This window comes from Methylorubrum suomiense (genome assembly GCF_022179765.1).
Classification (GTDB): Bacteria; Pseudomonadota; Alphaproteobacteria; order Rhizobiales; family Beijerinckiaceae; genus Methylobacterium; species Methylobacterium suomiense.
Map to the genome: position 1 here is coordinate 91,948 of NZ_BPRE01000001.1, position 20,789 is coordinate 112,736.

The following is a 20,789-nucleotide window of genomic DNA, read 5'->3' on the forward strand; positions in this document are numbered from 1 at the left end:
CGTCCGGGGCTGGGTTCCCGGCCGGATTGGCGTCAGTGAAGGGTGTCGCGGTTCTTCAGACGGGCGGCCTTGGTGACGACGCCCGCGCCGGGCTTCGCCTTGGCCCCCGGCTTCTGCGCGGTCTTGAGTCCCTTGGCCTTCACCGGCTTGTCTGCCTTCGGCTTCGGGCGCTTCGGCTGCGGAATGACGCGGAACTGAGGCGCCTCTTCGGCCCCTTCGGCCTCGTCCTCCTCCGTCTCCTCGTCGAAGTCGTCGCCGTCCTGGGGCGGGGCCGAGCCGCGGCGCAGGGATTCCCGGATCAGGTCGTCGGTGAGGACGAGATGCGCCTCCGCGAGATCGCGGAGCGGCAACTCGATCCGGCTCGGCAGGCCGGGCTTCACGTCGGGCAGATCGATCGCCACGGTCGTGCCGTCGGGACTCGGGACGTCGATGATGCCGCGAAACCGCTTGCGCCCGTCGAGCGGCACGGCCAGCTCCACCTTCGCCTCGTAGCCGGCCCAGCGCGCGAAATCCGAGACGCGCACCAGCGGCCGGTCGATGCCGGGCGAGGAGACTTCGAGGTAGTAGGCGCCGCCGACCGGGTCTTCGAGGTCGAGCAAGGGCGAGATCGCCCGGCTCACCGTCTCGCACTCGTCCACGCCCATCGTGCCGTCGGGCCGCTCCGCCATGATCTGCACGGTGCAGCCATTGGCGTTCGAGACCTTCACCCGCACCAGCCGGAAGCCGAGGCCCTCGATCGGTCCCTCGACCACCTGGGCGACGCGTGCGGCGACACCCGTCTCGCCGACCAGACGCTTCTCGGTGGGCTCCGCCATGCTGTCGTTCCGGCCCATTCGGCTCGAGGAAAAGGTGACTGCTCGGGTGCAGACGGGCCTGCGGAAATAAAAAAGAGCGGGCCCCGGAGGACCCACTCCCGCAAGCAGCCTATCGACTGCACCAGAAATGATGGGACGTGACTTAGCTCCGACGCGCGCAGAATTCAAGCGGTTCGATGGACCCCGCCGCGCTCCCGCCATCCGCCGCGCCCATCTAGATCCCGACGCGAGAGGAGAGTCCCATGCCCCATCGCCCCGGCCCGGATCCGGACGTCCTGCACCCGATGCCGGGGCAGAACCGCGTGACCTTCATCCGCAACCTTCCCCTGCCGGCGAATGTCGAGGTCGGCGCCTATACTTATTACGACGACCCGGCCGGGCCGCAGGCGTTCCTCGACGCGATCCTCTACCACTTCCCCTTCATTGGGGACCGGCTGGTCATCGGAAGGTTCTGCGCCCTCGCCGCGGGCACGCGCTTCCTGATGAACGGCGGCAACCATCGCCTCGACGGGCTCTCGACCTACCCTTTTCCGATCTTCGGCGGCGACTGGACCGGCCGCTTCGAGGGGGAACTGAACTTTCCCAACCGCGGCGATACGGTGATCGGCCACGACGTGTGGCTCGGCTTTCAGAGCACGATCCTACCGGGTGTCCGCATCGGCGACGGGGCGGTGGTGGCCGCGCATGCGGTGGTCAGCCAAGACGTGCCGCCCTACGCCATCGTCGCCGGCAACCCGGCCCGCATGGTGCGCCGCCGCTTGTCGGAGGCGGACGCCGCGCGGATGCAACGGATCGCGTGGTGGGACTGGCCGGTGGAGCGGATCACCGCGCATTTGCGGTTGATCGGCGGCGGCGATGTCGATGCGCTGGAGGCGGTTCGGGACGGGTGATCGCGAAGCGCGTCGACGCGCCGGCTCAACCGGTCTTTTCAAGCGGGAACGGCGTCGGCGTCCAGAACGGCTCGACCGCCGTCCCCGCCACGTTCTCACGCTCCCAGCGATGCAGAACTGCGGCGAGCGCGGTGCGGTCGTCATCCATCAGCGGCGGGCCGATCTCGTGGATGCGCTCGCAGAGGCGGGGATAACTCGTCTTAACCTTTTGCCACCAGCATCGGGCTAGACTCAAATTACCCATGGCAATGTCATATACTAAATTCTCATTAAAGGTCTTACCCCACGTATAATTCATATGTGCCTCGGTAAATGACCGACATGATCGCAAGTCATCCAGCGTTCTCATGAGGCGAAGAGCTTTCTCGATACGGGCAAGAAGCTCGCTCGACATGATCGGATTATCCCAGAACCAAAGGTCTAATGATTTCGAATCATCGGTCGGCGGATAAATATCGACACAGCAAAAGCCGACGCGCTTCATAGGGTTCGTATTAGGAAGAAAGAGAGGGAGCAACCACCACTTCGGATCGCAATAATGGGCCGACGAAGTCCGTCCGATATGGATCACCTTGGCGACGTGCGTCACGGGTGTCAGCCACAGCGAATGGCTGGCGACGAGAGCAAGGTCCGGATGGCGCTTCAAGAGCGGGCGGACAAGCCGCCGGACCTGCCGAGCGGTCGTCATGAGCGAGGCTTCACCTGAATCACAATAACCCGAACCGTATCAGGAAAATGCCTGCCCGCGGCGGCAACAAGCTTGAGCGCGCGATTGCTACTGATGGTGGCGCTCCCAGTCTTAAAATCGTAGACGCAGGTCATTCCCGGCGCAGTTCTCTCGAAAAGATCGATTCTGGTTGAGTATCTGTCCCCATAGGACGTTTTCTCAGAGTTTTTGCCGAAAGAAATCTTCGCTACAAAATTCGGATCGCCCTGCTTGTTCACAACGGCAGCGATCCAAGCGTGAACCTTGTCGCCGAAGTCCTGTGCCGAACGATACAGCCCGCTTGCGCGCACGCTCCGAACGGCCTGCTCAGCCAACGCCTCGACCTCACCGTTCCGACGACAGGCTGCGTCGAGCGTTCGCTGATCGATGCGGCCCGCGAACGCGGCCCTCACCGTGTTTTCGGTCAGATCGACCGCGTACTCGTTCGCCGTAAGGCCAAGGACGGCTTTCCCGAATAGATCGTTCCGCGTCGACAGGACCGCGAAGAGCGACCCCACGAGCCTGATTGTTGCTGCTGTCGCGGCAGGGACCGCCGGAAGAAACGTCGATTGAACGAACGCCTCCGGCTCCGCGCCCGCGGCGGTGAAGGTGCTGCGCCCGAGCACCGCCCCGGTCACGCCGTCGCGGATGGTCTGCGTCAGCCCCGAGGTCTCGAAGATCCGGCTCTGGCCGTCCGGCGCCGTGACAATATCCTGCGTGTCGTAGTCGCGGCGACCGGACCGGATGCGCAGCGAGAGGACACGCGTCCCATCATCCAGAACGGTCTGCTCGCGGTGGGCGACATCGTCGCCGGATCCACCGGATCGCACGCCAATCGCCTGGCCGCCGCCCGCAGGGATCCATTGGCCGCCATCCGGCTGGCCAGCGGGGGCCCGTGGCTGATCGGCGGAGAACGCGCGCCGCAAGATGCGTTCGTGTCGGACCGCCTCGATCTCGAGGGATGCCCTTGTCAGGAGGCCTCGTATGGCCGCGCTCTCGGTGCGGAGGCTCTCACGATGGTTCATGCCGCAACCCTCCTGTGCGAGCGACAGGAAGATATGCATATTACAACTTTTGGTAGTTTACAAGAATGATGTCCTATGCTGGGATTGGTGTTGTATCGGTACTGCTCAAACGAAAACGCCGCCCCGAGGGGCGGCGCTTCGCGAGGTCATCGATCCCGCGTGAGGCGTCAGGCGGCCCGCTTGGCCTTATTGAGCAGCTTGCGGTTCACCAGCACCTCGGCGATCTGCACCGCGTTGAGGGCCGCGCCCTTGCGCAGGTTGTCCGAGACGCACCAGAAGTTCAGGCCGTTCTCGACCGTGGCGTCTTCGCGGATGCGGGAGATGTAGGTGGCGTCCTCGCCCGCCGCCTCGTGCGGGGTCATGTAGCCGCCGTTCTCGCGCTTATCGATCACCAGCACGCCCGGGGCCGAGCGCAGGATCTCGGTCGCCTGCTCGGGAGAGAGCGGGCGCTCGAACTCGACGTTCACCGACTCGGCATGGCCGATGAAGACCGGCACGCGCACCGCGGTCGCCGTGAGCTTGATCTTGGGATCGAGCATCTTCTTGGTCTCGGCGACCATCTTCCACTCTTCCTTCGTGTAGCCGTCCTCCATGAACACATCGATGTGCGGGATGACGTTGAAGGCGATCCGCTTGGTGAACTTCTTCTGCACCACCTCGCCGGCGGTGAAGACCGCGCGGGTCTGGCTGAACAGCTCGTCCATGGCGTCCTTGCCGGCGCCGGAGACGGATTGGTAGGTCGAGACCACGACGCGCTTGATCGTCGCCGCCTCGTGCAGCGGCTTGAGCGCCACGACGAGCTGCGCCGTCGAGCAGTTCGGGTTGGCGATGATGTTGCGCTTGGTGAAGCCCTCGACCGCGTCGGCATTCACCTCGGGCACGATGAGCGGCACGTCGGCGTCGTATCGGAAGGCCGACGAGTTATCGATCACCACGCAACCGGACTGGCCGATGCGGGGGCTCCACTCCTTCGAGGCCTCGCCGCCCGCCGACATCAGGCAGATGTCGGTGTCGGAGAAATCGTAGGTATCGAGGACTTTGACCTTGAGGATCTTGTCGCCGAAAGAAACTTCCTGACCCTGGCTGCGGCGCGAGGCGAGCGCCACGACCTCGTCGGCCGGGAAGGCGCGCTCGGCCAGGATGTCGAGCATCTCGCGGCCCACATTGCCCGTGGCTCCGACGACGGCGACCTTGTAACCCATCTGTCCAACTCCGCTGCGCGGGCGGGATTTGTTGCGCGATGACCGGCCCGCTCCCCGTTCCGGTCGGCGGATGCGCCGAGCGGACCATCAGGGGAATCCATAGGCCGAAGCGCCCGCCCCGACGCGGACAGGGCGAGAGATCCGGCGCGCGGAGCAAGATGCCCGCCGGGCCCGACTGTCAAGGGGGCGGAGCGCAGGCCGGCAATGATCCGTGACGGCGTCGTGACGGAGTGGGACGGCCGAAACGGGCGATTCACCATCGCCCGAGAATCACGAGGATGCCGCCCGGCGCGGCAACCCGCCGGTGGGAGGTCCAGGGGCAGGATGGCCTCGACCCCATCCACCACGCCGAGGCCGCGCCATGCCCCCCTCCCCTGCCGACGGTTTCGTCGCGGACATGCGCGACGCCGGTCCCGAGGGACGGCTCGACCGATCCCGCGAGCGCGCGCCCGATCTCGACGGTCTGGCCCGGCCCCGCCGCCTGTCGCGGACCCGCCTCGTCCTTCAGCTCAGCGTCTGCGCCGCCCTGATCGCCGGATTGTCGCTCGCGGCCCGCGATCGCCTGCGCGCCCCGGAGCCGGCCCGGAGCTGGACCGATCCGCCGCGGGCGGAGCGGATCGCGCCCCGGCAGATCGCCGCGACGGAACCCCTCCTGACCCTGACCGATGCCGCCTTCAGCCCGTCCGCACCGCCCCCCCGCGCGGAGCCGAGCCGCTGGGATGCCACACGCGGCCAGCGCGAGGATAGTGTGAGCCAGGGCGGATTCGATGCCATCGAGGCGCCCTGGCTTCTCGTGACCGCGACGGATGCGGGGGCCCGCACCGAGTCGCCGCCGAGCCTGTTCGTGACGCTGGTGCGCCGCGCCGCCGACGGGCGCGGCCTCGCCGTGACCCGCACCGGCGAACGCAACGTGGTGGCGACCCGCTACGGCACCTTCGAGACCCTGGAGACGGTCCTGAGCGGCGACGGAACCCGGACCTGCACCGGCTTCCGCAGTCTCGCGCTCAACACCGTCCATCTCGATGGCTGGCTCTGCGGCATTCTCGGACAGGCCCCGGAGAAGCGGGAGGTCGCCTGCGCCATCGACCGGATCGCCCTGTCGGGCCGGGTCGCGGCGGCGCTCGGCGCCGGGGAGGCGGCGGGCCAAGTCGGATCGACGGGCGGATCAACGGGCGAGACCGCCTGCGGGCCCGACACGGTCGCCAAGGCGGTTCCGGGCGACCGGACCGGATCGATCGCCGTGGCGGCCATGGCCGGGGCGACTGCGGCGACGGGTGCCGCCCGGCACATTACGGCGAAAGCGCGGCGGAAATGATCGAAGCGCGGCCACAATCGGGGAACAACGGCCACGCCTGAACGTCTACTCCACAGCAAGACGGGATTCTTAACGAAGGCCCCGATACGGTCCCTTCGCAATCAACAAGGTGTGCCATGCGCTCGACCAAGATCGCCCTCCTGGGCGCCATGACCCTCGCGGCAATCGGCTTCGGCACCGGCGCCGAGGCCCAGGGTCCCTACGGCAACCCCGGTTATGTGCGCGTGAGCCAGCCCCTGCCGATCCGCATCCGTCCGCGCTCCTGGCTCGATGCCGGCAACGTGGTGGAGCCCGGCAACGGCTCGGTGTCGAACCCGGCCACCAACCCGGCCTTCATCGCCGCCTCGAACCAGCTCAACCCGGTCTACGGCCGCAACGACCGCTTCGGCAACGGCATCCTGCCCGACCCGATCACCAACGGCCCGTTCATCGGCGCCCGTTCGACCGCGATCCGCAATGTCGACCTCTCGTTCATCGACGGGATCGACCCGACCTCTTACGTCTCGCGCACCGGCATGAATCCCTACCGGTAAGAACTTCTCTCCGATTTCGGACGATGGCGAGCCCTGCGGGGCCCGTTTTCGTTTCGGGGGATGAGCTCGTGGAGACGCGGTCCACGGGCAAGCGTCCTCTCTTCTCCGCCGTCGTTCCGGGGCCGCGCAGCGACACCCGAAATGACGGCGGAGCGATTACGCCCCGCTCCGTAAACCCGTCTCGATGATCCGGGCCCAGAGCGAGGCGCCGTAGGGGATCGCCGCGTCGTTGAAGTCGTAATCCGGGTGGTGGAGGCCGGCCGAGGGGCCGTTGCCCATGAAGATGTAGGCGCCGGGCCGGTGGGCCAGCATGTAGGAGAAGTCCTCCGCCGCCATCATCGGCGCCACGTCCCGCTCGACATTGTCCGAGCCCACCACCTGCGCGGCCACGTCCGCCATGAACTCGGTCTCGGCCGGGTGGTTCTCGGTGGCCGGGTAGCCGCTGGCGAAATCGACGGTCGCGCGCGCGCCGAAGGCGGCGGCGACCCCGACCACGATCTCCTGGATGCGGCGGAGCACGAGGTCGCGCACCTTGGGCGTCAGCGCCCGCATGGTGCCGCGCAGTTCGGCCCGCTGCGGCAGCACGTTGAAGGCGTGCCCCGCCTCCACGGCGCAGACGGAGACCACCGCCGCATCGATCGCCTTGACGTTGCGGGCGACGATCGATTGCAGGGCGACGACGACGTGGCTTCCCACCAGCACCGTGTCCACCGCCGCGTGCGGCAGGGCCGCGTGTCCGCCCCGCCCCTCGATATGGATCGTGAAGCGGTCGGTCGAGGCCATGATCGGGCCGGGGCGGATGGCGAAGGTGCCGAGCGGCTGATCGGGGATGTTGTGGAGGCCGTAGACGGACTCGACGCCGAAGCGCTCCATCATGCCGTCCTTCACCATCGCCTCGCCGCCCCCGCCCCCTTCCTCGGCGGGCTGGAAGATCAGCACGGCGCGCCCGTCGAAGTCGCGGGTCTCGGCAAGGTACTTGGCGGCGCCGAGCAGCATGGCGGTGTGCCCATCATGGCCGCAGGCATGCATCGTCCCCGGCACGGTCGACCGATAGGGCAGATCGCGGGCCTCCTGGATGGGCAGCGCGTCCATGTCCGCGCGCAGGCCGATGGCGCGGTTGGAGCCGTGACCCCGGCCGCGGATCACCCCGACGACGCCGGTGCGACCGATGCCGGTGGCGACCTCGTCACAGCCGAAGGCCCGCAACTGGTCGGCGACGAACCCGGCGGTGCGGTGCACGTCGTATTGCAGCTCCGGATGCGCGTGGAGATCGCGCCGCCAGGCGGCGATCTCATCGGCAAGGCCGGCGATGCGGTCGATGACGGGCATGGATCCCAATCCTTGCGGAGCAACGTCCGAACGTCCCGGATCGTCCCCAGCAAGCAGAAGGCCAAGGCCGGGTCAACGGCGAAGCTTGTTGAGCGGACCGGCCGCGGGTGGGGCGACGGGCCGGCTTCGCCGCCCGGCCGCGCGAGGCCGGAGCGTGATCGTCGGAATGCGGCTTGGCGGGCCTGCGCGCCGGAAACGCGGCCCGCCCGTCGAGCGGGCGCCGATCCGGTCCCGGCCCGCCGTCACTGTCTGCCTGCCAGATCGTCGAGGATCGGGCAATCCGGGCGTCCGTCGCCGCAGCAGCGCTCGGCCAAGGTCTCCAGGGTACGGGCCATGGCCTCCAGTTCACCGATGCGGCGGCGCAGGTCGGCGACGTGGGCAAGCGCCAGCCCTTTGACCGCGGCACTCGCCCGGGATCGATCGCGCCAGAGCGCCAGCAGATCGGCGATTTCGGCCATCGAGAAGCCGAGGTCGCGGGCGCGGCGGACGAAGCGGAGCGCGTGGAGATCGCTCTCGCCGTAGACGCAGTATCCGGAGGCGGTGCGCTCGGCGGGGCCGAGAAGCCCAGTCTCCTCATAGTAGCGAATCATCTTGGCCGACACGCCGCTGAGGCGGGCGGCCTCGCCGATGGTGACGCTCATGACGTTCCTCCGGCCCGGCGCAGCCGCAGGGCGTTGCCGACCACGAACACGCTGGAGAGCGCCATCGCCCCCGCCGCCAGGACCGGTGAGAGGAGCGGCCCGCCGAAGACCGCCAGCAGGCCGGCCGCCACCGGGATCAGCGCGGCGTTGTAGGCGAAGGCCCAGAACAGGTTCTGGCGGATATTGGCCATGGTGGCGCGCGAGAGCGTGACCGCCTCGACCAGACCGGTGAGCGCCCCCGACATCAGAACCACGTCGGCGCTCTCCACCGCCACGTCGGTGCCCGTGCCGATGGCGATGCCGATCTCGGCTTCGGCCAGGGCGGGCGCGTCGTTGATGCCGTCGCCGACGAAGGCGAGCGGCCCGTACACCGCGCGCAGGGCCCGCAGGGCTTCGACCTTGTCCTCGGGCCGGAGTTCGGCGCGGACATCGTCGATGCCGAGCGACCGGGCGACGGTCTCGGCCGTCGCGCGGGCATCGCCCGTCAGCATCGCCACGGTGAGACCGCGGGCGCGCAGGGCCGCGATGGCCTCCCGGGCCTCGGGCTTCACCGGATCGGCCACCGCCAGCAGGGCTGCGAGCCGTCCCTCGACCGCGAGATAGATCGGGCTCCGTCCCTCGCCGGCCAGGCGCTCCGCCTCCTGCTCCAGCGGAGCGACCGCGATGCCGAGCCGCTCCATGTGACGGCGGCTGCCGAGCGCCACCGCCGCCCCCTCGACACGCGCGGTGACACCGTGGCCAGGGACCGCCACGAAGTCGGTGCTCTCCGGGAGGGCGCCGATCTCGCCCCGCGCGGCCTCCGTCACGGCGCGGGCGATCGGATGCTCGGAGCGCGCCTCGACGGCGCCGGCAAGCGTCAGGACCTGCGACCGCGCGAAGCCCGGAGCGGGCCGCAGATCGGTCAGGCGGGGGCGGCCTTCCGTCAGGGTGCCGGTCTTGTCGAGGGCGATCGTGCGGGCCTCCTGCAGGGCCTGGAGCGCCGCCCCCTGGCGGAACAGCACGCCGCGCTCGGCGGCGCGGCCGGTCCCGACCATGATCGACACCGGCGTCGCGAGTCCCATGGCGCAGGGGCAGGCGATGATGAGTACGGCGATGCCCGCCACGATGGCGTGGCCCAAAGCCGGCGCCGGGCCGAACGCGAGCCAGCCGATGACGGTGAGCGCGGCGACCGCCATCACGGCGGGCACGAACCACAGGGTGATCCGATCGACGAGCGCTTGAACCGGCAGCTTGCCGCCCTGCGCCTCCTCGACCATGCGGACGATGCGGGCGAGCACCGTGTCGGCTCCGGTGCGGCTGACGGCGACGTCGAAGCCGCCGGTGGTGTTAAGTGTGCCGCCGACGACGTCGGCGCCCGCGCCCTTGCGCACGGGCACCGGCTCGCCGGAGATCATGCTCTCGTCCACGTAGGACTCGCCCGCCACGACGGTCCCGTCGGCGGGCACCCGCTCGCCGGGGCGCACCCGCACACGATCGCCGACGCGCAGGCTCTCCACCGGAACCTCGCGTTCCGCATCGCCCTCGAGGCGGCGGGCGGTGCGGGGCGAGAGGTCGATCAACCGGGCGATGGCGGCGCCCGCCCGACCGCGGGCGCGGGCTTCGAGCGTGCGGCCGAGCAGGATCAGGGTGATGATGAGGACGCTCGCCTCGAAATAGAGATGCGCCGCGCCGGCCGGGAGCAACGCGGGCGCGGCGACCGAGACCAGGGAATAGAGGTAGGCCGCTCCCGCTCCCAGGGCGACGAGGGCGTTCATGTCGGGTTGGCCCCGCAGGAGGTTCGGCACACCGATGCGCAGGAAGCGCCGGCCGGGCCCGGCGAGCACGAGGGTAGCGAGCGCCGCCTGGAGCCACGGCACCGTCCCCGCGCCGAGCCAGCCGGCGAGGGCATGGTGGAAGCCGGGGATCAGGTGGCCGCCCATGTCGAGGACGACGATGGGGGCCGCCAGCGCCGCCGCGATCCCGAGATCGCGCCGCAGGGCCACCTCTTCCCGCGCCTGCCTTTCCGCGGGCGTCGTCCCGGCACCACGGTCGACCGCATGGGGCGTGTAGCCGGAGGCGCGCACGGCCGCCTCGACATCGGCGAGCGCCAGGGTGCCGGCGGCGTGGCGCAGCTCGGCCCGCCCGGTGGCGAGGTTGACGCTGGCCGAGACCGCGCCGGGCAGCCCGAGCAGCGCGCGCTCGACACGGGCCGAGCACGACGCGCAGCTCATGCCCTCGATCGAAACAGCGGTGACGGTCTCGGGCACCTCGTAGCCCGCCTCCCGGATCGCTTCGGCGACCCCGGTCGGTGAGGTATCCCCGGACAAGGTCAGGCTCGCCCGGCCGGTCGCGAGATTGACGGACACGTCGCGCGCACCCGGCAAGGCGGCCAGCGCCCGCTCGACGCGTCCCGTGCAGGAGGCGCAGCTCATGCCCGCGACGGGCAGGCTCAGGCGTCGCGGCTCTTCCGCAGCGGCGAGGGCATCGGGGTGATTTGCAACAGCGTCCATACCCGCACAGATGGTGCTTCCCATGATGGGAAGGTCAAGGCGCTAAAGTCCGGGAACTGCTCAATGCCTCAGGCGGCCATCGCCCGGCACTGCTCCGCGCAGGATCGGCACGCCGCAACGCAGGCCTCCATGCCGCCGACCTCCTCGCAGGAACGGGCGCAGGCCGCGCAGATCTCGGCGCAGGCCCCGCATTGGTGCCGATGAACCGGGCTGCCGATCAGCATCAACTGGGCGCTGGCCCGGCAGGCTTCGGCGCAGGCGAGCATCAGGCGGAAATGCTCCGGCTCGACATGGCGTCCACCCACCTCGAGGCAGTGGTTGGAGGCCATGCCGAGGCAGGTCCGATAACAGTGGAGGCAGGCATCGAGACAGGCCTGCATCGTGTCGGAATGGTGGGTCATGTCCAAGCCGCTCCGAAAGCGAGGCAAGGGATTATCTATTGCGCCAACCGGACGGCGTACGGCCCCGTTCCTGTTTTTCCCGACGGTCCAACCCCCATCGGATCGTCGCCGCGCTTCCCGCCCTGAGCCTTCGTCCCGCGGATGGGAAACGGAGCGACCGCTCCTGTCCGATCAGGCGGCGCGGCAATCGCGGGTGGCCGCGGTGGTGGAGACCCGGTCGCGGTGCGGTCTTGGCAGGGGGCGGGGATGAGCTTGCTCGACGGTCGCCCGGGATGTCGCAGCGGACCGCCGAACGAGGTCCGGGCGCTGCACACCTCGCGCCGCCTGGTCAGTCCGACGGTTTCGGCGTTCCTAGCGCATCTGGCGGCAGAGCGTCAGCCCTCGACCGAGCCTGCCGCCCCGCCGCGCCCCTGACGCTCCGCGAGGGGATCGGCCGGATCCTCGACGGGCTCCGGCCGATATTCCGGCAGGGTCACCCGCATGCTCGTGCCGACGCCGAGCGCGCTCTCGATCGTCAGGCGGCCGCGATGGCGGTTGAGCGTGTGCTTGACGATGGCCAGGCCCAGTCCCGTTCCACCCTGCTGACGGCTCGAGGCCACATCGACCCGGTAGAAGCGCTCGGTGAGCCGCGGAAGATGCTCCGGGGCAATGCCGGGCCCGGCATCGGTGACGCGCAGCTCGATCCGGTCCGGACGTCCCTCCGTCCCGGGCAGCCGTTGAAGGGCGACGGTGACCACGCCGCCGCTCCCGCCGTATTTCATGGCGTTCTCGATCAGGTTCTCGATGACCCGCGACAGCTCATCGCGCTCGCCCAGCACCGGCATCGGCGCGTCCGGAGCCTCGATGCGCAGATCCACGCCGCGCTCGCGGGCGAGCGGCACCTGCATGTCCACGAGTTGACGCGCGATCCGGGCCAGATCGACCGGCCGGGTCGGGGCCACGTGCTCGCGCAACTCGATCCGCGAGAGCGAGAGCAGATCGTCGATGAGGCGGGTCATCCGCTGCGCCTGGGTGCGCATGATCCCCAGGAACTGCTCGCGCGCGCGCACGTCGTCGCGGGCCGGGCCCTGGAGCGTCTCGATGAAGCCGAGCAGGGCCGAGAGCGGCGTGCGCAACTCATGGCTGGCATTGGCCACGAAATCGACCCGCATCGCCTCGAGACGGCGCGCCTCCGTGAGGTCGCGGAAATACAGGACGATGTTCGGTTCGCCGCCGCCCGCCGTGTCGGGCATGCGCAGGGCACCGATCTGGACCGCGAAGGCGCGCTCGGTCGGCAGGCGGACGACGTAGTCGATGGTCAGGCTCGTGCCGGTGCGCAGAACCTCCTCGATGCCGTCCAAGAGGTCGGGCGCGCGCAGGAAGAACGAGAGCGGATGGCGCAGCTTGAGCCCCGGCAGCAGGCGGCGTGCGGCGGGATTGGCCTCCATCACGACGACCCGGCGATCGACCAGGATGACCGGATCCGGGATATTGGCGAGAAGCGCCTCGGCCACCGCGTGGCGCGCAGGGAGGCTCGGCTCGCGTGGCGGCAGCGTCACCGGGCGCCGGCCGCGGCCGAGCAGGCCGCCGATACCCAGGGCGAGCCCCGCGGACAGGATCAGGGCGGTGTCGACATGCCCGGCCAGCGCCTCGGCGGAGAGGATGACGGCGACGGCCGCGGCGGCGCCGATCCAGGCCGGCTGCGACGAGCCCGAAGCCATGCCGATCAGATTTCGGCGCGCGCGACGGGGGACGTCACGGATCGTTCGCCGCCCGGCGCCGCCGCAACCGGGACAGGCCCTCGTAGGCGCCGAGCATGAGGAGCGCCAGGACGAAGGGCACGAGATAGTAGCAGACCCGGAACAGCAGCAGCGAGCCCAGCACCTCGTCGCGGGGCAGGTAGGACAGGGCGATCAGGATGGTCGCCTCGAACACGCCGATGCCGCCGGGTGCGTTCGAGGCGATGCCGAGCATGGCGGCGAGCACGTAGATCGCCAGGAAGGTGGTGAAGCCGAGGGCCATGCCTTCGGGCATCAGCACGTAGAGCACCGCCGCCGCCGCGCAGACATCGCCGATGCCGACCAGCATCTGGCTGAAGGAGACGGTGGCGCCGGGCAGTTCCAGCTGCCACTGGCGCACCTTGATGTAGCGCCGCTTGACCGAGACCCAGGCGAGGTAGCCCAGCACCGAGCCCAGGGCGCCGAAACCCAGGATCTGGTTGAGACGGACGCTCGAATTGACCCCAATGCTCTGGAAGGTAAGGCTCGCGAGCTGGCCCGCCTCGATGATGAGGCTGAGCCCCAGCACCACGCCCATGCCGAGCCAGAAGGTGAAGCCCGCGATGACCGTGAGCGCGGCGATCTTGGCCGCCGACAGCCCGCGCTTCGAGTAGATCCAGTAGCGGATCGTCGCCGCCGTGATCAGCGGGAAACCGAGGGTGAAGCTCACCGCGTAGCTCGTGAACGAGGCGAGCGCGGTGATGCGGTAGGGCACCTTGAGCCGAAGCTGTCGGAGCGCCAGCGCGTCGTAGCAGGTGAGGAACAGGTAGCTGACGGCGACCGCGCCGAACGCCAAGGCGAGCTGGCGGTTGGTGACCTCCGTGAACGCCTTGTGCAGCTCGGCCCAGGTGATCTCCTCCGAGAGCTTCCACAGCACGAACAGCGAGGCGAGGATGAGGACGATGCTCGCCAGCGTGCCGATCCAGGCGTAGCGCCCACGCTTGCCGCGCGGCTCCCCGGCCTCACCGCCCGACGTGGCCTCGACCGGCTCGGCCTGAGCCGCCGGCTTATGCTTTCCGGCAAATGTCATCTGAGATCGGTGCACGCCTCCGCTGGTCGCCCGCCTCGAGTCGTCGGCGCGGGTCGCGACCCGAGCGGGTGCCCTGCATGCCCGCCCCGGCGCATTTAGGGTCAATGTCGGCCAAAGGCCAGCGACCGGACTCGAGGTGCACACCCGCCCTGCGCCTGGATTGCGGCCGAATTCGCGGCGGTCACCCGGTCTCGGCAAGATGGCTCGCCGCCGCGCGCAGGCCCGCCAGGATGCGCGCGCGCACGCTCGGTGCGGTGCAGACATAGGTCGGGCTCGGATGCGGCACGGGAATCACCGGCAGGTCCGGCCGCAGATCGGCCAAGGGGGCAGCGACCTGCGCGGCGAAGCGCCCGGCCGGCACGACGACGGCGAGCCGGGGCAGCAGTGCCAGGAGCGGAGCGAGGTAGGGCGTCGCCGCGACCGCCTCCGCCCGGCGCGGCGCGCGGTTGAGGGCACCCGGCGCGTGGATCACCCAGGGGATCGCGTTCCAGATCAGCGTGTCGGCCCGCGCAAGGCCCGCCTCGCCGAGGAAGCGGAAGAGATTGGCGGCCGTGCCGGTGGCGTTGTCGCGGGAAACGAGGCCGGTGCGGCCGATCGAGGGTCCGGGCGTCTCGAGGAGAAGCAGCAGCCGGGCGCCCACACCGCCGTCGAGGGGATCGGGATCGGGCACGGGGGCGCCGCGCTCGGCGGCGATGCGTCGGGCGAGCGCGCGCAGGGGGGTGATGTGGGGGCCGTCGAGCAGCGCGCGACGAGCGTCGAGGGCGGCCGGATCGGCGAGACTCTTGGGGGCGGCGGGCGGATCGTACAAGGCTCGGCCCTCCACCCGGTCATCCGCGCCTGATGCGCATCCGCCGAAGCAGGAGCGGGCACCGCCCGGCGGGATTGTGCGAAACGACAGGTCGCCGACGCACCGCGCGGCCCGTCCGGGCCGAATGCGTCAGTCCAAAATCCCGTCCGGAAGCCGCCCCTGCACCCGGAACCGCTCGGTGCCCTCCTCCGCGGCAAGGCGGCCGCTCAGGCCCTCGGGCCCGCCGAACTGGAAGCCGATCTGCGAGGCATAGGCCGCGCAGGACGCCGCCTTGCGCCGCTCGGCCTCCGCATCGAGGCGGACCGCCCGTTCGGGATGGGCTTCGAATAGGGCCCGCAGGGGCTCCTTCGGTCGGGCGTCGCGCACCGTGTAGGGGAAATCGCGCCACCACAGTACCGGGAGGGGCGGCTGCGCGCCGCGGAAGGCGCGCACGACCTGAACGTGGTCGACATGGCCGCCGACGGCCTGCGGAGCGAGGATCAGGTCAGGCCGCGTGTCGGCCACCAGCCGCTCGAAGGCGTCGGCGAGGTTGAGGCCGACGCTGTCGTCGGGACGCAGCTCCGCGAACAGCTCCGGCGCCGAGCCGTAGCCGCGATGGGGCGCCTCGCGGAACGGGAGATGGACCGGCGCCTCGATGCCGAGGGCCTCGGCCGCCCGAACGTCCTCGGCCCGGCGCAGCGCCATGTAGTCGATCTCGGGCGGCAGCCCCTTGTCGAGTTGGCAGGCCAACGCGAAGCCCTCAGGATTCGCCACCGAGGCGGTGAAGACGGTCACCATCACGACCTGCCAGCCCTGCGCCGCCAGGCGCGCCAGCGTTCCGCCCGCGGAAAAGGCGGCATCGTCGAGATGGGGCGAGATCGCGAGCGCTATCGGCATCAGAGCAGGTGCGGCTCGGCGCGGAAGCGGCAGGACGGATCCTCGGGCAGGGTGTCGGAGAAGTCGGTCTGCGGCCGCTGCCCGGCGACCGCCGCGTAGACCTCCATGATCTGGCGCCCGACCGCACTCCACGAATAGACCCGGCGGCACTCCTCCAGCCCGTCCCGGGCGAGGCGCTGACGTAGGTCATCGTCCTCCACCACCCGGCCGAGCGCCTTGGCGAGGGCCGGCACGTCGCCGGGATTCACGAGGAGGCCGTTCTCCCCGTCGCGCAGGCAATCCGAGACGCCCACCGAATGGGTCGAGACCACGGCGAGCCCCGAGGCCATCGCCTCCAGGATCGTGTTGGAGAAGCCCTCGGCATAGGTCGGCGAGACGAACACATCCGCCTGCCGGTAGAGGTCCGGCACGGTGTCGTAATCGGCGTAGCCGGTGAAGCGCACCTGATGCGACGTGAAGCCGATGGCCTCGGCCCGCTCGCGGGCGGCGTCCACATCGGGGCCGATGCCGGAAATCGTCGCGTCGAAGGGCTGGCCGGCCTCCCACAGGCGCTCCAGGGCGTCGAGGAAGTCGAGCACGCCTTTCCGACGGTCGACGCGGCCGTGATAGAGGAGCCGCACCGGCTCCTCGTCCTCGCGCTCCGCCTGGAAGCGCTCGCCCGGCGTGAACCGGGCGGTGTCGACGGCGCCGGGCACGATGGTGAAGCGGGCGGGGTCCGAGCCCAACCGGTCGCAGACCTCCTCGACGAAGGACGGCCCACCGATCAGGAGGGCGTTGGCATGGGCCAGCACCTCCACCATGGCGACGCGGTGGGTCTCGCAGCAGGAGCCGACCCAGTGGCCGTCGCCGCCCTGGATCGATACCACCGTCGGCAGGCCGAGCCGCTTGCCGGCGACGAGCACCGCCCAGCCCGTGGGGTAGCCGTATTGCGCGTGCAGCACGTCGAACGGCGTCTTGGCGTGCTCGGCCTCGATGGTGGCGATGATCTCATCGATGTCGCGCTCGAAATCGCCGCTGGTTTGCTCGCCGCGCTGCTCCAAGCCGATGACGTGGACGCCCGGCACAGCCGGGGGCGGGCCGCCGCCATAGACCCGCGTGCCGAATTCGTCGCCGCGATATTGCGAGATCATCGTGACATCGTGGCCGGCCCCCGCGACCTCGCGCAGGAGGTTCTGCGCGTAGACGCTCATGCCGGAGATCGCCGGAAAGTAACGGCGGCTGACGAAGCAGATTCTCATCAATGGGGCAGTCCGGGAACGGGGATCTCGCGGGGCGTCTCGTCCGGCCGGGGCAGGCCGGGGCCGGGACGGCGGCAGGTGCGCAGATATTCGAGGGCTTGGCCCACCATCACATCGGCCCGGTGCGAGTCGCGCGACAGCTCCACGCAGACAAGCTTTTCGAACCCGATCGCGTCGAGGGCGTCGAGCACGGCGGGCACGTCCATGTCGCCTTCGCCGAAGGGCAGGTGGATGTGCTCGCCCCGCTTCATGTCCTCGATCGCCACCGTGCCGAGGCGCGGGGCGAATTCGTGCACGGCCGCGGCCGGGTCGCGCTCCTGCGTGACCAAGCAATGCCCTGTATCGAGGGCGAGACGCAGCCCGGGCACGTCGATTCGCGAAAAATCGTCGAGGGTCTCGATCAGCATGCCGGGCTCGGGCTCCAGCGCGGCGACGATGCCCTTCTCGGCGGCGAACGCGGCGACCTCCCGCAGGCCCTCGACCAGCCAGCCCCGGGCCTCGTCGTGGTCCACGCCGGGCTTCGGCACGCCGGCCCAGAACGAGACGGCCTCGGAATTCAGGATCTTACCGATCTCGATCGCCCGCTTGAGAAAGCCGACCCGCCGGGCCCGGCCCGCCGCATCCGCCGTCACCAGCGTCGGCTCGTGCTTGGCGGTGGGGTCGAGCAGGAAGCGGGCGCCGGTCTCGATCACCGAGCCGAGCTCGAGCCGGCTCAGGATGCTGGCGATGCGGTCGGCCTCGACCACCCAATTGTCCGCGAACGGATCGAGATGGTGGATGTCGAGCGTCAGGGCGACGCCGTCATAGCCGGCATCCTTGATGAGGCGGATCGCGTCCTCGATGCGGTGATTGGCGGTGCCGTTGGTGTTGTAGGCGAAGCGGAGGGTCATGCCGACCTCCGTTCGGCCCGCCGGCCCTGGCGCTCGTAGCGGAACGGCGCGTGGTGCGATTCCGGCTCGCGGTAGAGCGGATAATGCGAGCCGACGATCTGTTCCGCGAGCGCCACGTCGAAGAGCGGCTGGCCGCCGAAGCGCTCGATGGCTTCCGGGGTCAGGCGCACGGGCAGCAGGGTGTCGGTGGGCGTGCCGAAGCGGATCAGCGGATGGTCGCGCTCGATCAGCTTCTGCGTGTTGCGCTCGCCGATCCGGTAATAGCTCATGGTCTCGACCTCGAGCCCCGGCACGATCGCCTTGACCACGCCGATGCCGCCACCCGGCGGGGAGCAATCGACGTAGAGCACATCGAAGCCCGCCGCTTCCAGCCGTTCGCGGGCGATCTTTCCGCGGGCATGACCGTCCGGTGCGGACGTGGTCGGTAAGTCCGAGAAGGCCTTGGTGCTGGCTTGAGAATAGACCGTCTCGCTCAGGACCCCGCGCAATTCGGCGGGCGAAAGGTCGATCCAGGCGAGCATGGCCTGGAGCGCACGGCTCTCCTCCAGGTCGAGGCTCGGCAGGGCCTTCTGGATGAAGGACTCGACGTAGCCGGGGGGGGCCACCGTGTCGGCGAGCGCCAGCGGCCCGTGCCCGAAGGTTTTTCGCACACGCGCCGCCTGGAACTCCAAGAGCGCCTTGCGCAGAGCGCGCTCGCGATCGGGGTCGCAGGCCTCGCCGCAGGCCGACAGCGCGATGGGGGCCGGCGTGCGGGCCGGATCCTCGTCGTAGCCGACGACGTAGAGATTGGTCATGCCGAATTGGTCGGTGGCGAACTTCGGCAGCGCCCGGATGCCGAGGCTCTCCAGGCGATCGAGCATGGCGCGGGTCTCGGGGCCGATGCCGTCGAGGTCCAGCATCACGCCCTGATCCAGCGCCCGGAACAGCAGGCCGTTGCCGTCGCGCTGAAGCATCTCCAGCAGGCCGTGACCCAGGGCGAAGTCCACGTCCGGACCGGCGCCGAGGCCGTTGGTGATGAGATTGGTGAAGGGCTGGTAGCCCTGGCGCAGCTCGAAGTAATCCGTCGCCGCCACGTCGAGGGGGGCCCAGACGGACTCACCGGTCCGCGCCCGTATCGCCTTCGTCCAGTCCAGCGGCGTATCGCGGTCGACCGGCGAGCCGGCGGGCAGGCCGAGCGTCAGCGGATCGGCCACCGCCCCCGCGCCGTAGACGCGCACGAGATCGTGGTAGGAGCGCTGATCCTCGTTGTCGCCGCCCCGCGCGCGCAGGCGCGGCAGCAGCGCCACGGAGGGCATCAGATTCTCGGCGATCTCGGCGACCGCCCCGATCAGCGCCTCGTCGTCGGTGGCGCCGTAGCCGATGCCGGAGGGCATGGCGCCGACATAGAACGGATCTTCGAGGAAGAGCGCCACGAACCAGACCGGAATGCCGGTGCGGTCGAGGCCGGCGAGGTTGAACCCGACGACCCGGCCCTCGGGCAGCACGTCAAGGTAGGCGCGCACCGGCTCGGGCAGCCGTTCGGGCAGGCCCTCGATGACGCGCGGGGCGCCGCGTCGATAGGCGCGCGGCGCGGCGAGCGTCGCGTGGCGGACGCGGTCGTCCCGGTCGAGGGTCTCGGTCATGTCCGTTCCGATCCTAGAGCCGCCCCTTCCCATCCACGGCCCTCATCCTGAGCTGCTGCGCAGCAGCCACGAAGGAGGCCTCCGGTAATCCTGCGATCATGGGAGGCCTCCTTCGAGGCTGAGCCGACGCTCAGCACCTCAGGATGAGGGGGAGTGTAGGGGATGGGGCGAATATCCTTCCTAATCACGTCAGGCCGCGTCGCGGCCCGCCGGCGTGCCGGCCGCCGCGTAGGCACGGGCGATCAGCCGCATGGTGTGAAGGTCGCGCTCGGCGTCCCAGGCGGCACGGGCTTCCGGCTCACGCAGGGCGCGACCGAAGGCGCGCACCTGTTCGAGGAAGGGCGAGGCCTGGGTGTCGAAGGAGATCGGCACGCTCCGGCCGCTCGCGCCGTCGGTGAACGTCACCGAGCCGCCCGCGGTCTGGCCCATCGTGTCGATGGCGGTGAGCAGGCCCTTCGTGCCGACCACCTCCAGGCGGCGGCGCGGCAGGGCGTCCGGGCAATTGTAGGCGACGTTGAGCTGGGCCAGCGCCCCGCCCTCGGTGCGACCGATCAGCAAGGCACCGTCATCGACCGCATAATCCTGGGCGCGGGCCTGGGTCATGGCGGCGATCTCGACGAGTGGTTCGCCGAGGAGGAAGTCGACGAGGTCGAGGCCATGCGGCGCCAGATCCATCAGGGCGCCGCCGCCGGCCTGGGCCGGGTCGATGCGCCAGTTGGGCTGGCCCTGGAACGAGGTCCAGGCCCGGTCGAGCCAGCAGGCATAGACGATGCGGATCGCCGTCACCGTGCCGATCCGCCCCTCGCGGATCGCCGCGCGCATCGCGGCATGGCCGGGATGGTGACGCTGATCGAAGGCGGTGCCGTAGAAGGCGCTTGTCCGGCGCACCGCCGCCGCCATCGCCTCGGCATCGGCGAGCGTCGCCGCCATCGGCTTCTCGCAGAGCACCGCCTTGCCGGCGGCGCAGAGCGCCTCCACGGCGCCGCGGTGGAGATGGTTCGGGGTGGCGATGTAGACCGCCTCCACCTCCGGCTCGGCGATCAGGCCGGCCAGATCAGCATGGGCCCGTGCGCCCTCGGCTTCTGCCGCCTCTCGGGAGGCGGCGCCGGGATCGGCCACCGCGACGAGGCGATGCCCGGCGGCACGGATGCCGGGCGCCATGTAATCGCGGGCGACCCAGCCATAGCCGACGATGCCCCAGCCGACGGATTGCGTCATCTCG

19 protein-coding genes are annotated in these 20,789 nt (G+C 70.0%); 3 read left to right on the top strand and 16 right to left on the bottom strand.

The features are described from left to right. Positions 1–32 precede the first annotated feature (32 nt). Positions 33–815, bottom strand: a complete 783-nt coding sequence (gene rimP, locus MFF26_RS00435) for a ribosome maturation factor RimP (protein WP_137829432.1) — start codon at positions 813–815, stop codon at positions 33–35. Positions 816–1,057: 242 nt separating this feature from the next. Here rimP and MFF26_RS00440 point away from each other — a divergent pair, with 242 nt between their 5' ends. After that, a complete protein-coding gene (locus MFF26_RS00440) occupies positions 1,058–1,705 on the top strand; it encodes a CatB-related O-acetyltransferase (protein ID WP_137829433.1) in 648 nt (215 codons plus the stop codon). A gap of 25 nt (positions 1,706–1,730) precedes the next feature. Here the strand turns inward: MFF26_RS00440 and MFF26_RS00445 are convergent, their stop codons facing one another. The 3 genes from MFF26_RS00445 to MFF26_RS00455 form a co-directional block, all read right to left on the bottom strand. After that, positions 1,731–2,393, bottom strand: coding sequence for a hypothetical protein (locus tag MFF26_RS00445; RefSeq protein ID WP_137829434.1), 663 nt, complete (start codon positions 2,391–2,393; stop codon positions 1,731–1,733). Next, positions 2,390–3,475, bottom strand: a complete 1,086-nt coding sequence (locus MFF26_RS00450; RefSeq protein ID WP_137829435.1) for a hypothetical protein — start codon at positions 3,473–3,475, stop codon at positions 2,390–2,392. Before MFF26_RS00450 ends, MFF26_RS00445 begins: the two co-directional genes overlap by 4 nt. A gap of 128 nt (positions 3,476–3,603) precedes the next feature. Then, positions 3,604–4,638, bottom strand: coding sequence for an aspartate-semialdehyde dehydrogenase (locus tag MFF26_RS00455; protein WP_137829436.1), 1,035 nt, complete (start codon positions 4,636–4,638; stop codon positions 3,604–3,606). Between the two features lie 361 nt (positions 4,639–4,999). On the opposite strand from MFF26_RS00455, the gene MFF26_RS00460 reads away from it, so the two are divergent. Both MFF26_RS00460 and MFF26_RS00465 read left to right on the top strand, forming a co-directional pair. After that, entirely contained in the window at positions 5,000–5,953 is a 954-nt protein-coding gene (locus MFF26_RS00460) for a hypothetical protein (protein WP_210236199.1), read from the top strand. A gap of 116 nt (positions 5,954–6,069) precedes the next feature. Further along, complete coding sequence (locus MFF26_RS00465; RefSeq protein ID WP_137829437.1) at positions 6,070–6,486, top strand: hypothetical protein; 417 nt, start codon at positions 6,070–6,072, stop codon at positions 6,484–6,486. A gap of 156 nt (positions 6,487–6,642) precedes the next feature. Here the strand turns inward: MFF26_RS00465 and MFF26_RS00470 are convergent, their stop codons facing one another. From MFF26_RS00470 to MFF26_RS00525, 12 genes are all read right to left on the bottom strand, one after another. Then, positions 6,643–7,815 (bottom strand): M20 aminoacylase family protein, encoded by a 1,173-nt coding sequence (locus MFF26_RS00470; RefSeq protein ID WP_137829438.1) that lies wholly within the window; start codon positions 7,813–7,815, stop codon positions 6,643–6,645. Between the two features lie 242 nt (positions 7,816–8,057). Next, positions 8,058–8,456, bottom strand: a complete 399-nt coding sequence (gene cueR / locus MFF26_RS00475) for a Cu(I)-responsive transcriptional regulator (protein WP_238307372.1) — start codon at positions 8,454–8,456, stop codon at positions 8,058–8,060. After that, entirely contained in the window at positions 8,453–10,945 is a 2,493-nt protein-coding gene (locus MFF26_RS00480) for a heavy metal translocating P-type ATPase (RefSeq protein WP_137829440.1), read from the bottom strand. The genes cueR and MFF26_RS00480 overlap by 4 nt, the downstream gene beginning before the upstream one ends. A 68-nt stretch (positions 10,946–11,013) precedes the next feature. Beyond that, a complete protein-coding gene (locus MFF26_RS00485; RefSeq protein ID WP_137829441.1) occupies positions 11,014–11,346 on the bottom strand; it encodes a four-helix bundle copper-binding protein in 333 nt (110 codons plus the stop codon). 374 nt (positions 11,347–11,720) lie between these two features. Then, complete coding sequence (locus MFF26_RS00490) at positions 11,721–13,046, bottom strand: ATP-binding protein (protein ID WP_137829442.1); 1,326 nt, start codon at positions 13,044–13,046, stop codon at positions 11,721–11,723. 34 nt (positions 13,047–13,080) lie between these two features. Beyond that, positions 13,081–14,133, bottom strand: a complete 1,053-nt coding sequence (locus tag MFF26_RS00495; RefSeq protein ID WP_137829443.1) for a lysylphosphatidylglycerol synthase domain-containing protein — start codon at positions 14,131–14,133, stop codon at positions 13,081–13,083. Between the two features lie 181 nt (positions 14,134–14,314). After that, positions 14,315–14,941: a uracil-DNA glycosylase gene (locus MFF26_RS00500; RefSeq protein WP_137829444.1), complete on the bottom strand. Its 627-nt coding sequence runs from the start codon at positions 14,939–14,941 to the stop codon at positions 14,315–14,317. A 129-nt stretch (positions 14,942–15,070) separates the two neighbouring features. Beyond that, positions 15,071–15,820: a PIG-L deacetylase family protein gene (locus tag MFF26_RS00505; protein WP_137829497.1), complete on the bottom strand. Its 750-nt coding sequence runs from the start codon at positions 15,818–15,820 to the stop codon at positions 15,071–15,073. After that, positions 15,817–17,055: a glycosyltransferase family 4 protein gene (locus MFF26_RS00510; protein WP_137829445.1), complete on the bottom strand. Its 1,239-nt coding sequence runs from the start codon at positions 17,053–17,055 to the stop codon at positions 15,817–15,819. Before MFF26_RS00510 ends, MFF26_RS00505 begins: the two co-directional genes overlap by 4 nt. After that, complete coding sequence (locus MFF26_RS00515; RefSeq protein ID WP_137829446.1) at positions 17,055–17,945, bottom strand: sugar phosphate isomerase/epimerase family protein; 891 nt, start codon at positions 17,943–17,945, stop codon at positions 17,055–17,057. Before MFF26_RS00515 ends, MFF26_RS00510 begins: the two co-directional genes overlap by 1 nt. Next, the gene (locus MFF26_RS00520) at positions 17,942–19,567 is read right to left on the bottom strand and encodes a YcaO-like family protein (protein WP_137829447.1); all 1,626 of its coding nucleotides are present in this window, start codon (positions 19,565–19,567) and stop codon (positions 17,942–17,944) included. The genes MFF26_RS00515 and MFF26_RS00520 overlap by 4 nt, the downstream gene beginning before the upstream one ends. Positions 19,568–19,756: 189 nt before the next feature. After that, complete coding sequence (locus MFF26_RS00525; RefSeq protein ID WP_137829498.1) at positions 19,757–20,785, bottom strand: Gfo/Idh/MocA family protein; 1,029 nt, start codon at positions 20,783–20,785, stop codon at positions 19,757–19,759. Between the last annotated feature and the right edge of the window lie 4 nt (positions 20,786–20,789).